Here is a 12727-nt window from a genome sequence, read left to right on the forward strand (position 1 = left end):
CCGGGCCGGGACTCAGAAGTCCTCGTCGAAGCCCACCGTGCCGCTCACCCCCACCTGGTAGGCGGACACGCGGCGCTCGAAGAAGTTCGACAGCTCCTGCACGTCCTGCAGCTCCATGAACGCCAGCGGGTTGGGCGAGCCGAAGATCGGCTCGAGGCCGAGCCGCTGCATCCGTCGGTCGGCGACGTGCTCGAGGTAGGAGCGCATGTCGGCGGTCGAGAGCCCGGCGACACCACCGCCGAGCAGGTCCTGCGCGAACTGGGCCTCCGCCTCCACCCCCTCGACGAGCATCTGGCGGACCTGGGCGGTGAGCTCGTCGTCCCAGAGGTCGGGCTCCTCCTCGCGCACGGTGTCGACGACGTCGAACGCGAACGCCATGTGCATCGACTCGTCACGGAAGACCCAGTTGGTCCCCGACGCCAGACCGTTGAGCAGCCCCCTCGACCGCAGGAAGTAGACGTAGGCGAACGCCCCGTAGAAGAACAGCCCCTCGATCACCGCGGCGAAGCAGATGAGGTTGAGCAGGAAGGCCCGCCGGTGCTCCCGGGTCTCGAGCGCGTCGAGCTCGAAGACCGAGTCGATCCACCGGAAGCAGAAGTCGGCCTTGTGCTTGATCGACGGGATGGTGTCGACCGCCGCGAACGCCTCGTGCCGCTCGACCTCGTCGGGCACATAGGTGTCGAGCAGCGTGAGGTAGAACTGCACGTGCACGGCCTCCTCGAAGAGCTGGCGGCTGAGGTAGAGCCGGCCCTCCGGGGAGTTGATGTGCTGGTAGAGGTTGAGCACGAGGTTGTTGGCGACGATCGTGTCGCCGGTGGCGAAGAAGGCGACGAGCCGTGACACGAGGTGGCGCTCGGCCGCCGTGAGCCTCTTGAGGTCGGCCAGGTCCGTGTGCAGGTCGACCTCCTCGACGGTCCACGTGTTCTTGATGGCGTCGCGGTAGCGGTCGTAGAAGTGCGGGTAGCGCATCGGGCGCAGGGTGAGGTTCATCCCCGGGTCGAGCAGCATCCGGGTGTCGGTGTGGGACAGGGTCATTCGCAGGCCTCGCAGTTCTCGGGGTTCTCGAGGGAGCAGGCGACCGCTGCCTCGTCGGTGATGGTGAGGGCCGACCCGGTCGGCGTGATGCTCGTCGTCGCCTGCTGGATGCGGGTCGCGGGGCGTGAGCGCAGGTAGTAGGTCGTCTTGAGCCCGGACTTCCACGCGAAGAGGTACATCGACGACAGCTTGCCGATCGTCGGCGAGGCCAGGAACAGGTTGAGCGACTGGCTCTGGTCGATGAACGGCTGGCGGGCGGCGGCGAGCTCGATGAGGGCCTTCTGCGGCAGCTCCCACGCCGTGCGGAAGAGCTGGCGCACGTCCTCGGGCAGGGCGGTCACACCCTGCACGGACCCCTCCGCGCGCTTGATCTGCTCGCGGATCTCCGGACTCCACAGGTCGCGCGACTTCAGCTCACGCACCAGCGCCGAGTTGACCTGCAGGAACTCCCCGCTGAGGGTCTCGCGCTTGAACAGGTTGGACACCTGCGGCTCGATGCACTCGTAGCACCCGGCGATCGACGCGATCGTCGCCGTCGGGGCGATGGCGATGAGCAGGCTGTTGCGCAGTCCGTGCTCGGCGATGCGCTGACGCACCGCTTGCCAGCGCTCGGTCTGCGTGCCGGTGACGTCCCACAGGTCCGGTTGCAGGACACCGGTGCTCGCCCTTGTGCTGTCGTATGCCGGATGCGCACCTTCGCGCTCGGCGAGCTCGCTCGAGACCTCGAGTGCGGTGAGGTAGATCTCCTCGGAGATGCGGGTCGAGAGCTCCCGGGCCGGCGGGGAGTCGAAGGGCAGGCGCAGGGCGAAGAACACGTCCTGCAGCCCCATGAGTCCCAGGCCCACAGGGCGCCAGCGCGGGTTGGACGCCGCCGACTCCGGGGAGGGGTAGTAGTTGATGTCGATGACCCGGTCGAGCAACGGCACGGCGGTTCGCACAGTGGCTCGCAGCCGGTCCCAGTCCACGTCGTCGCGTCCCGGGGTGAGGTGGGCAGCGACGTTGACGGAGCCGAGGTTGCAGACGGCTGTCTCACCGTCGGAGGACACCTCGAGAATCTCGGTGCAGAGGTTCGAGAGGTGCACGATCGGCGCCCCCACCTCGCCCGAGTCGTCGGTCTGGTTGCAGGTGCGGTTGGACGCGTCCTTGAACGTCATCCACCCCTGCCCGGTCTGGGCCAGCGTCCGCATCATCCGCGAGTACAGGTCGCGTGCCTTGACCTGGCGCACCACGCGGCCCTCGGCCTCGGCGCGGCGATAGGCCTCGTCAAAGGCGGGACCCCAGAGGTCCACCAGCTCCGGTGCCTGGTCCGGGTCGATGAGGGACCACGGCTCGTCGGCCTCGACCCGGCGCATGAACTCGTCGGGGACCCAGTTCGCGAGGTTGAGGTTGTGGGTGCGCCGGGCGTCCTCCCCGGTGTTCTCGCGCAGCTCGAGGAACTCCTCCACGTCGGGGTGCCACGGCTCGAGGTAGACGCAGGCGGCACCCTTGCGCCGACCGCCCTGGTTGACTGCCGCCACCGAGGCGTCGAGCGTCCGCAGGAACGGCACGATGCCGTTGGACTGCCCGTTGGTGCCGCGGATGAGCGCCCCGCGGGAGCGGATGCGTGAGAAGCCCATGCCGATGCCGCCGGCGAACTTCGACAGCCGCGCCACCTGCTGGTAGCGGGAGTAGATCGAGTCGAGGTCGTCCCTCGGGCTGTCGACGAGGTAGCACGACGACATCTGCGGGTGCGCCGTCCCGGAGTTGAACAGGGTCGGGCTCGAGGGCAGGTAGGCCAGGCTCGACATGAGGCGGTAGAACTCGATCGCCTCGCGCGCGGACGTGGCCAGGCCGCACGCCACCCGCAGCAGGAAGTACTGCGGCGTCTCGATGACGAGGCGCGTGGTCGGGTGGCGCAGCAGGTAGCGGTCACCCACCGTGCGGATCCCGAAGTACTCGAAGCGGTGGTCCCCCAGGGGGTCCACCGCCCGGTCGAGCTTGCGCGCGTGGTCCTGGACGAACGCGGCGGTCTCGTCGCCGATGAGCCCATTGACGTGCCCGAGGGCGACCGACTGGCTGAACGACGCGACGCCCTGGCCGCGGACCTCCTTGTCGAGAAATGCCGACAGCAGGCGCCCGGCGAGGCGAGAGTACTGCGGCTCGTCACCGATCATCTGGGCCGCGGTCTGGATCGACAGGTCGTCCAGCTCCGAGGTGGTGGCACCATCGTAGAGCCCGCTGATGGTGCGGGTCGCGACCCGCAGCGGGTCGATCTCCAGCAGGTCGCCGCTCACCCGCTCGACGGCGCGCACGATCTTGCCGACGTCGACCGGTTCGAGGTCGCCGTTGCGTTTGCGCACCTGCATCTGGGGACGCTGTGGGGTGGCGTTGGTGGTGGGCGGTGCCGCTGCTTCGGGCTCCGCAGCGTTGGGGGAGCGTTGCTCCGTGACCGTCATGACTCTCTCCTCGCGAGATCAGACCAGAGGTCCGGGTCGTGCAGGAGACGACGACACCAGGGCGAGCGGACGGCATACCGAAGCAAGCCAGCGCAACGCCTGATCTGCCGTCAGCCGTCCCGCGCGGCGTCGGACCACCGTGCCCGGCGGGCACGGTGCGCTGGCAGGTCTTCGGACTCGTGGGCTCGACCGAGGTCGCCTAGTGGCCATCGCTTCCCACGCCCGAAGGCGAAGTGCTTCTCCACGCGGCGTGTGCCGCGAGGGATGGCGTTCGTTCCCACTCACCGCTGCGGGGCAGTCCCGGACTTCCACCGGGTTCCCTGTTGCCTCGACACCTCTGGGTTGGGGCGGCGAACCAGCTGCGTCGCTCACCATATATGGACGACGGGCCCAGGGCGGCGCCCACATGTGGTGTGTCCGCGTGTCGTTCGGACCCGAGGCACCCGGCATACCGGGAAGGGGAATGGAACCGTCATAATTTGGGTACCAGGGATGTTGCCCCGGGGAGCTTGTCCACGACGAGACCTCAGTCAACCCCCATCACACAGTCGGCTGCGCGGATGGAGGCACTCATGATCACGATCGTGACGCTGCACTTCGTCGCGGCCGCGTTGGCTCCCGTCCTCGTGCGCGTCCTGGCGCGGCGCGCCTTCGTCGTCCTCGCCCTCGTCCCGCTCGGCTCGTTCCTGTGGCTCCTGGCTCCGGCGCAGGCGGCCTTCGACGGCGAGGTGCGCACCCAGCAGGTCTCGTGGATCCCGTCGATCGACGTGCAGATCGACCTGGCGCTCACGCCGCTCAACGCGCTCATGGCCCTCGTGGTCACCGGGGTCGGCGCGCTCGTGCTGTTCTACTGCACCTGGTACTTCCGCGAGAGCGACCGCGAGCTGTGGCGCTTCTCGGCGGTGCTCACGGCCTTCGCCGGCTCGATGCTCGGGCTGGTCGTCTCGGACAACCTCTATGTGCTCTACATCTTCTGGGAGCTCACCACCGTCCTGTCGTTCCTGCTCATCGGCCACAACCCCGAGCGCCGGGCCAACCGCCGCGCGGCCATCAACGCCCTGCTCGTGACGACCTTCGGTGGGCTCGCGATGCTCATCGGGCTCTTCGTCCTCGGGCACGAGGCGGGCACCTCGCGCCTCACCGACATCGTCGCGAACCCGCCCTCGGGCACCGCGACGACGGTCGCCGTGATGCTCGTCCTCGTGGGTGCGCTGAGCAAGTCCGCACTCGTGCCCTTCCACTTCTGGCTCCCGGGCGCGATGGCCGCACCGACCCCGGTGAGCGCCTACCTCCACGCCGCGGCGATGGTCAAGGCGGGCGTCTTCCTCGTCGCCATGCTCGCGCCGGCCTTCTCCGACATCCCCGGCTGGCGGCCACTGCTCATCGTCACCGGGCTGGTGACGATGATTTTGGGTGGGCTGCGTGCGCTGCGCCAGCACGACATCAAGCTGCTCCTGGCCTACGGCACCGTGAGCCAGCTCGGCTTCCTCGTCGCCGTCGTCGGTGCGGGCACCCGGGCGGCGGCGCTCGCGGGCCTGGGGCTGGTCCTCGCTCACGCCCTGTTCAAGTCGACGCTCTTCCTCGTCGTCGGGGTCATCGACCGCAGCACCGGGACGCGAGACCTGCGCGAGCTCACCGGCCTCTTCCGTTCGCTGCCCGTCCTGTTCGGGGCTGCGGTGCTCGCCGCCGCGTCGATGGCGGGCATCCCTCCGCTGCTCGGCTTCACGGCCAAGGAGGCCGCGCTCGCAGCCTTCCTCGACCTCGGCCAGGACGCCGACCTCGGGGCGTGGGGGCCGCTGGCGCTCGTCGGCCTCGTGGTCGGGTCCACCCTGACGGTCGCCTACACCGCGCGCTTCCTGTGGGGGGCGTTCGGGGTCAGGGACGTCACGCCGCCGCAGGTCACCGCCCCCCGCGTCGGCCTGCTGGCCGCACCCGTGGTGCTCGCGGCGCTCTCCCTCGTCGGTGGCCTCACCGGTGCTGCGCTCACCTCGCGTCTCATGGCGTATGCCGGCCAGCTCCCCTCGGGTGCCCACGAACCCAGCCTCACGCTCTGGCACGGCCTCACCCCCGCGCTGGGCCTGTCGGTCCTGGCCGTCGGCACCGGCCTCCTGCTCTGGCTCGCCCGTCGCCGGGTGTCGGCGGCCCAGGGCAAGGTCGTCGAGCGGCTGCACATCCCCGAGGCCGAGCTGGTCTACCACGGCCTGATCAGGGCCATCGACCGCCTCTCGATCGAGGTCACCGGCCGCACGCAGCGCGGTTCGCTGCCGGTCTACCTCGGGATCATCCTGCTCGTGCTGGTCGTCGTGCCCGGCACCACGCTGGTGAGCACCTGGGACGGGGTCGGCCTGCGAGGCCCCGACAACCTGCTCCAGGTCGCCATCGTCGTGGTGGTCGTGGTGGCTGCCGTCCTCACGGTGCGCTCGCGGCGACGCCTGCGGGCCGTGCTCCTCCTCGGCGTCACCGGCTACGGCACGGCGTTGCTCTTCGTCGCCCACGGTGCCCCGGACCTCGCCCTCACGCAGGTCCTCGTCGAGACCTTCTCGCTGGTGACGTTCGTGCTCGTCATGCGCCGCCTCCCGCCGTTCTTCTCGGACCGCCCGTTCACCTCGGCCCGGCGCATCCGTGTCGCCGTCGGGTGCCTCACCGGACTGGCCGTCGGCGGCTACGCGCTGCTCGCCGCGAACGCGCGCACCGCGTCACCCGTGGGCCTCGACTTCGCCGGGCCGGCGCGGGACTACGGGGGCGGCAACAACATCGTCAACATCACCCTTGTCGACATCCGCGTCTGGGACACCTTCGGCGAGATCGCCGTGCTCGTCGTCGCAGCGACCGGCGTCGCGAGCCTGATCTTCCTGCTCACCGACCGCGCCACCTCGCACCGCGAGAGCCGCCGCAACCGGGCCGCCGAGGACACGTCGGCCTGGCTGAGCGGGGCCGGGCTCATCGCCGACCGCCGGCGCTCGGTCGTCTTCGAGATCGTGACGCGGGTCGTCTTCCCCGTGCTCATGCTGTTCTCGATCTACCTCATGTTCGCCGGGCACAACCTGCCCGGCGGCGGCTTCGCCGGCGGCCTCATCGCCGGGCTCGCGCTCATGGTCCGCTACCTCGCGGGCGGGCGTGCTGAGCTCGACACGGCGGCTCCTGTCGACGCGGGCGTGGTCCTGGGGTCCGGCCTGGTCATCGCCGCCCTCTCCGGGGTCATCCCGGCGCTTCTGGGCCACAACGCCTTCCAGAGCGGGATCTTCGACATCCCGGCGGGGCCGTTCGGCTCGGTCCACCTCGTGACGTCCCTGTTCTTCGACATCGGTGTCTACCTCGTGGTGGTCGGCCTCTCGCTCGACGTGCTCCGCAGCCTCGGCGGCGGCATCGACAAGCAGGGCGAGGACAACGGCGACGTCGAGCCCGCCCCGACCCAGGTGACGGTCTCGTGAGCACCAACGTCGTCCTCGTCGTCGCCATCGTCGTGCTCGTCGCCTGCGGCACCACGCTCGTCCTCGAGCGCAGCCTCACCCGCATCCTCGTGGGGTTCGTCATGCTCGGCAACGGCGTCAACCTCGTCTTCCTCGTCGCCTCCGGTGAGGCAGGCAGTGCCCCGATCATCGGCAGCAGCGACGAGCCCATGACCGACCCGCTGCCGCAGGCGATGGTGCTCACGGCGATCGTCATCACCCTGGGGGTCACCGCCTTCGGGCTCGCCCTGGCCTACCGGGCGTGGCAGCTCACGGGGCACGACGACGTGCAGGACGACGTCGAGGACGACCTCGTGACCCGCCGGGCCGACCTCGACCACCCATCGGCCTCCTTCGACGACGTCACCGCCGGGATGCCCGACGAGGAGGGCGAGGACGAGCCGGAGCCGACCCCGCAGGTGGGCGGACGGCATACCGACGAAGGAACGCACCCACGGGAGGAGGCGAGATGACCCAGATCGTCGTCCTGCCCGTCCTGCTGCCGCTGCTCGGCGCCGGGCTCTGCCTCGTCTTCGGCCGCTCGGCCGCCGCCCAGCGGATCATCTCGGTCGTCGTGCTGGGTGCGGTCGTCGTGACCGCCGCGACCCTGCTGGTGCGCTCGGACCGCTACGGACCGCAGTCGGTCTCCATCGGCGGCTGGGGACCGGACATCGGCATCTCCCTCGTGGCGGACCGCCTGTCGGCCCTGATGCTCCTCGTGTCGACGTTCGTCACCCTGTGCGTCCTGCTCTACTCCTTCGGGCAGGGCATCGTCGAGTACGGCCGCGAGACACCGCTGTCGGTGTTCCACCCGACGTTCCTCGTCCTCAGCGCCGGGGTGTCCAACGCCTTCCTGTCCGCGGACCTGTTCAACCTGTTCGTCGGCTTCGAGGTCCTGCTCGCAGCGAGCTACGTGCTCATCACCCTCGGTGGCACCGAGGCACGCATTCGCGCGGGCACGATCTACGTCATCGTCAGCCTCATCTCGTCGACGATCTTCCTCATCGCCCTCGCCTGCATCTATGCGGCGACCGGCACGGTGAACTTCGCCGAGCTGGCCATCCGCCTGGGCGAGCTGCCGCCCGGGGTCGCACAGATGCTGCAGCTGCTCCTGCTCGTGACGTTCTGCATCAAGGCGGCCGTCTTCCCGCTGTCCGCGTGGCTGCCCGACTCCTATCCCACCGCGCCCGCCCCGGTGACCGCGGTGTTCGCGGGCCTGCTCACCAAGGTCGGCATCTATGCGATCGTCCGCACGCAGACGTTGCTGTTCCCCGGGGACGGGCTGCGCGGGCTGCTCCTGTGGGCGTCGATCCTCACGATGGTCATCGGCATCCTGGGCGCCGTCGCGCAGTCGGACATCAAGCGCATCCTGTCCTTCACCCTCGTCAGCCACATCGGCTTCATGCTCTTCGGCATCGCCTACGCGACCCAGCTCGGCCTCTCGGGCGCGATCTTCTACATCGCCCACCACATCACCGTGCAGACCGTGCTGTTCCTCATCGCCGGCCTCATCGAGTACCGCAGCGGCACGACGAACCTCAGCCGGCTGGGTGGGCTGGCCCGGTCCGCACCCCTGCTCTCGGTCCTCTTCTTCGTCCCGGCGATGAACCTCGCCGGCATCCCGCCGTTCTCGGGCTTCCTGGGCAAGGTGGCCCTGGGTCAGGCGGGGATCGCGGCAGGCGACTGGCTCGCGATCACCGCGGTGGTCGCGTCCATCGTCACCAGCCTGCTCACCCTCTATGCCATCGTCAAGGTGTGGAACCGCGCGTTCTGGCAGCCGGTGGACCCGGACGCCGAGCACGAGGACGAGGACATCTGGTCGCACGGCCCGCTGCACGGCCACGAGCAGGTCTCCACCGGCACCCAGGTCACGACCATGTGGGAGAAGGTCGCCACGGAGCAGCGCATCCCGTTGTCGATGGGACTGCCCACCGTCCTGCTCGTGGCCTTCAGCGTGGGGCTGACCGTCTTTGCCGGGCCCCTGTTCGCGATCACTGACCGGGCCGGCGCCGAGCTCCTGCAGCGCACTCCCTACATCTCCGCGGTCCTCGGGGACCAGCGATGAGGCGCGCGTGGCCGGTGGTGCTCATCCTCACGGTCGTGTGGATCCTCCTCTGGGGAGCGGTGACGCCGACCATCGTCGTCGGTGGCGTGCTGGCAGCAGTGGCCGTCGTGGCGGTCTTCCCGTTCCCCACCGCTCCGTGGACGTGGGTCGTGCGTCCGTGGCCGACCCTGGTGCTGGCCGCGCGGTTCCTCTGGGACCTGGTCCGGGCGAGCATCGAGGTGTCGTGGTTCGCCCTGCGACCGAGCGGGTCACCTCCGAGCGCGCTGCTGCGCATCGACCTGCGCTCCCGATCTGAGCTGCTCATGACGATCACCTCGGAGCTGGTGTGCCTGGTCCCCGGTTCGCTGCTCGTCGAGCTCGACGCCGAGCAGGGCGCCATCTATGTCCACGTCATGTCGGCGGCCTCCGACGCCGACATCGAGAGCTTCCGCCGGTCGGTCCTCGACCAGGAGCAGCGGGTCGTCAGGGCGTTCGGCCCTCGTGCGGAGCGTGACGCAGTCTGTGGTGGGGAGCCGTCATGATCGTCGTCGGGTTCATCTGTGCCGGCTTCCTCGCCGTGAGCGGGATCCTCTGCCTCGTCCGTGTCGTGCGGGGACCGTCGATGCTCGACCGCACGGTTGCCACCGACGTGTTCGTCGCCGCCACCGTGGGAGCCGTGGGGGTGCATGCCGCCGTCGGCCGCTACTCGAGCACGGTCTCGGTGCTGCTCGCCCTCTCGCTCGTGGGCTTCCTGGGCTCGGTGAGCATCGCCCGCTTCGCAGCCCGGGACGGCGACGGCAGGCCGCGCCGCGTGGACGACGGAGGGAAGAAATGACCGACGTCATCGCCGGGGCCTGCCTCATCGTGGGCTCCCTGCTCGCCCTCCTCGCCGGCATCGGGCTGGTGCGCTTCCCCGACGTGCTCACCCGCATGCACGGGGCCACCAAGCCGCAGACCCTCGGCGTCCTGCTCATCCTGTTGGGCCTGGCGCTGCGCGTCGAGGACCGCAGCGTCCTGGCGGTCATCGCCCTGGCGGCGGTCTTCCAGCTCGTCACGGCACCGGTGTCGGCGCACATGCTCGGCCGAGCAGCGCTGCGGGCCGGGCACATCGACCGGACGCGGCTCACCCGCGACGACCTGCTCGAGCACGAGCGGTCGACAGGCGTGCGGGCGCGGCCGGGGCCGCTGCCAGAGGTGGGGCGGGACGCGGCGCCTGACGCGGCGCCTGACGCGGAGCCGCGGCGGGACGCGCGGCCGCAGCGCTGATCCGCCGCCTGCACCGTGGCTGGACCCGGCACACTGGCCGGTATCGCCCAGCCACCGACACGGCGTGCCGAAGGCTGCTTGACTGCGGGGATGGACTGGCCGCTGCTCGCCTCGCTGGACCCCCCGGCGCGTGAGGCGCTGCTGGCCAGCACCCGGGTCAGGACGTTCGCCAAGGGCGAGACCCTCGTGCATGCCGACGACGCGGCCGACAGCCTGCACCTCGTCGAGGCCGGTCGGGTGGCCGTGAGGGTCTCGACGCCGGACGGCGACACCGCCATCCTCAACGTGCTGGGGCCGGGCGACTACTTCGGCGAGCTGTCGCTGCTCGGGCCGAAGGCGGTGCGCTCGGCGAGCATCGTCGCCCTCGAGCCCGTCCGCACAAGGGCCCTGTCCGCCGCCGCCTTCACCAGGTTGCGGGCCGCGAACCGGTCCGCCGAGCAGCTGTTGCTCAGCCTGCTCGCCCGTCGCGTGGAGGAGCTGTCGGACCGTCTCGTCGAGGTGATGTATGCCGGCATGGACGTTCGCGTGAGCCGTCGCCTCGCGGAGCTGGCCGAGACCTACGCGGCCGCGCCGACTGGGCCGGTCGTCATCCCCCTCACGCAGGACCACCTCGCGGGACTGGTCGGCGGCACCCGGCCGAGCGTCAACCAGGTGCTTCAGCGACTGGCCGCGCTCGGGGTGGTGGAGCTCGGGCGGGGCCGGATCACGGTGCTCGACCGCGACGGGCTCAGACGGCCAGGCGGCGGCTGACGATCTCCTCGGCGGCACGGTTGGCCTCGCCGATCCCGCTCACGGCCTCGAGGAAGTCGTCGCGGTCGAGGGCGAGCAGCTCGCTGGGCTGGACAGCCGTGACGGTCGCCGTGCGGGGGACGTCGCGGATGAGGCCGATCTCGCCGAAGAAGTCCCCGGTGGACTCGACCCGCAGGACCCGGCCCTGCGAGGTGACCTCGACGGCGCCGGACCGGATGACATAGAAGCGGTCCGAGGTCTCGCCCTCGCGGACCACGACGTCCCCGCTCGCGGCGCTCACGGTCACCAGCTTGCGGGCCAGGGTCTCGAGCGTGGGCGGGGCGAGCGGCGCAAAGATCTCGAGCGAGCGCAGCAGGCCGAGGTGCTCGGGCTCGGTGAGCCGGGCATCGAGCCTGCGCACCGTCCGCAGCGTGGTGAGGGTGTAGCCGGCGACGAGCACTCCGACCGCCCCCATCGCCGGTCGGAAGCCGATGCCGTGGATGAGGGCCGGGGCGACGGCCGCACCCAGCGCCATGGCCCCGATGAGGGCGCTCTCGACCGCGCCGTAGACGCGGGAGATGACCGCGTCGGACGCCAGTCGCTGGGGGATGGTCTCCAGCCCGAGGTTGACCCAGGGGTCGGCCAGGCCGATGACGGCGAGCGCCCCGAACACGGTCACCGGCGACGGGAAGAGGGCCAGGGCGATCATGGGCAACGACCAGCCGAGGACGCCCGTCGCCATGTCCTGGCCGAGCTTGCCCTTGCTCACCCGCGTCAGGACGACGAGGCCACCCAACGTCGTGCCCGCACCCATGAGCGCATTGAGCACCCCCACCCCGGCGGCCCCGGTCTTGAGCAGGTCGACGGCGATCACCACGGTGAAGACGGTGAGCGTGCCCCACACGAAGCCCTGTGCCGCCGCGAGCAGGGCCACGGTGCGGAGGTCGCGGTCACGACCGACGAAGGTGAACCCAGCGGCGAGCTCCGCGAAGAAGCCCGGGGCGCGCTCGCCAGAGCTCGCCGCGCTCGCCCCCTCCGGGTTCTCGGAGTCGGGGTCCGCCACGTCGACGGAGAGCTTGCGTGGTCGCACCCCGGAGACGAGGAGGATCGACCACAGGTAGGTCGCCACGTTGACCCAGATGGCCGTGGAGACGTCGAACCTCCCGACGAGCAGGGCGCCCAGCGCGGGGCCGAGGAAGACCGCGATGTTCTCGAGGTTCGACGCCACCGCGTTGGAGGCGGTCAGCTCGTCGGGACGGTCGACCAGCTGCGGGATGAGCCCGACCTGGGCCGAGCGGAAGGGCGCGCCCACCACGGCCACGACGATGCCCAGGACGTAGACGAGGAGGGACGGACCATCGGTCATGATGAGGATGGCCCCGATCGACACCAGGATCGCGCGGATGACGTCGGTGGCGATCATGAAGGTCCGGCGCGGCACCTTGTCGGCGATGACCGAACCGAGCGGTCCGGCGACCGCAACGGCGATGAACCGCGCCGCGGTGAACGCTCCGACGGCAGCGGCTCCACCGTCGGTGTAGGCCCACACGGTGAGGGCCGTCGCCTGGGCCCAGTCGCCGATGACGGACGCGAAGAAAGCCAGCTGCACGCGGCGGAGGTTGCCGTTGGCCAGGACCCTGCGTACCGAGCTCCTGGTGCTCTCCTCAGCTGCTGTGGTGGTCATGCTCGGAGGCTAGAACTCCCAGACTCGCCCCTCTGTTCGATTGCCGACACTGCGGGGAGTCGGCGGCCTCGACCGTGGGCCCGGA

10 protein-coding genes and 1 riboswitch are annotated in these 12727 nt (G+C 70.4%); of the genes, 7 read left to right on the forward strand and 3 right to left on the reverse strand.

Translation table 11 applies throughout. The annotated features are described in order from the left end of the window. Nucleotides 1-12: 12 nt before the first annotated feature. Both ASG74_RS11180 and ASG74_RS11185 read right to left on the reverse strand, forming a co-directional pair. Entirely contained in the window at nucleotides 13-1035 is a 1023-nt protein-coding gene (locus ASG74_RS11180) for a ribonucleotide-diphosphate reductase subunit beta (RefSeq protein WP_200942570.1), read from the reverse strand. Continuing rightward, nucleotides 1032-3470 carry a ribonucleoside-diphosphate reductase subunit alpha gene (locus ASG74_RS11185; RefSeq protein WP_056142860.1) on the reverse strand — a complete coding sequence of 813 codons (2439 nt, stop codon included), beginning with the start codon at nucleotides 3468-3470 and terminating at the stop codon, nucleotides 1032-1034. The genes ASG74_RS11180 and ASG74_RS11185 overlap by 4 nt, the downstream gene beginning before the upstream one ends. A gap of 145 nt (nucleotides 3471-3615) precedes the next feature. Next, a riboswitch (cobalamin riboswitch) is annotated at nucleotides 3616-3846 on the reverse strand. Between the two features lie 196 nt (nucleotides 3847-4042). Between ASG74_RS11185 and ASG74_RS11190 the strand changes: the two genes are divergently transcribed. The 7 genes from ASG74_RS11190 to ASG74_RS11220 all read left to right on the forward strand — a co-directional run bounded on the left by ASG74_RS11190 (nucleotide 4043) and on the right by ASG74_RS11220 (nucleotide 10979). Beyond that, nucleotides 4043-6901, forward strand: a complete 2859-nt coding sequence (locus ASG74_RS11190; RefSeq protein WP_056142862.1) for a Na+/H+ antiporter subunit A — start codon at nucleotides 4043-4045, stop codon at nucleotides 6899-6901. Beyond that, nucleotides 6898-7392, forward strand: a complete 495-nt coding sequence (locus tag ASG74_RS11195) for a Na(+)/H(+) antiporter subunit C (protein WP_082569664.1) — start codon at nucleotides 6898-6900, stop codon at nucleotides 7390-7392. The genes ASG74_RS11190 and ASG74_RS11195 overlap by 4 nt, the downstream gene beginning before the upstream one ends. Continuing rightward, nucleotides 7389-8984, forward strand: a complete 1596-nt coding sequence (locus ASG74_RS11200; RefSeq protein ID WP_056142863.1) for a Na+/H+ antiporter subunit D — start codon at nucleotides 7389-7391, stop codon at nucleotides 8982-8984. Before ASG74_RS11195 ends, ASG74_RS11200 begins: the two co-directional genes overlap by 4 nt. Continuing rightward, complete coding sequence (locus ASG74_RS11205; RefSeq protein ID WP_082569665.1) at nucleotides 8981-9505, forward strand: Na+/H+ antiporter subunit E; 525 nt, start codon at nucleotides 8981-8983, stop codon at nucleotides 9503-9505. Before ASG74_RS11200 ends, ASG74_RS11205 begins: the two co-directional genes overlap by 4 nt. After that, nucleotides 9502-9798: a monovalent cation/H+ antiporter complex subunit F gene (locus ASG74_RS11210; protein WP_056142866.1), complete on the forward strand. Its 297-nt coding sequence runs from the start codon at nucleotides 9502-9504 to the stop codon at nucleotides 9796-9798. The genes ASG74_RS11205 and ASG74_RS11210 overlap by 4 nt, the downstream gene beginning before the upstream one ends. After that, on the forward strand, nucleotides 9795-10229 hold the full coding sequence (mnhG, locus tag ASG74_RS11215; protein ID WP_082569666.1) for a monovalent cation/H(+) antiporter subunit G: 435 nt from the start codon (nucleotides 9795-9797) through the stop codon (nucleotides 10227-10229). The genes ASG74_RS11210 and mnhG overlap by 4 nt, the downstream gene beginning before the upstream one ends. Nucleotides 10230-10319: 90 nt before the next feature. Continuing rightward, complete coding sequence (locus ASG74_RS11220) at nucleotides 10320-10979, forward strand: Crp/Fnr family transcriptional regulator (protein WP_056142869.1); 660 nt, start codon at nucleotides 10320-10322, stop codon at nucleotides 10977-10979. On the opposite strand, the gene ASG74_RS11225 is transcribed toward ASG74_RS11220, so the two are convergent. Then, a complete protein-coding gene (locus tag ASG74_RS11225) occupies nucleotides 10957-12642 on the reverse strand; it encodes an MFS transporter (protein WP_056142871.1) in 1686 nt (561 codons plus the stop codon). The two genes, ASG74_RS11220 and ASG74_RS11225, sit on opposite strands and share 23 nt — an antisense overlap. Nucleotides 12643-12727: the final 85 nt, after the last annotated feature.

The organism is Knoellia sp. Soil729 (genome assembly GCF_001427985.1).
Lineage (GTDB): Bacteria > Actinomycetota > Actinomycetes > Actinomycetales > Dermatophilaceae > Knoellia.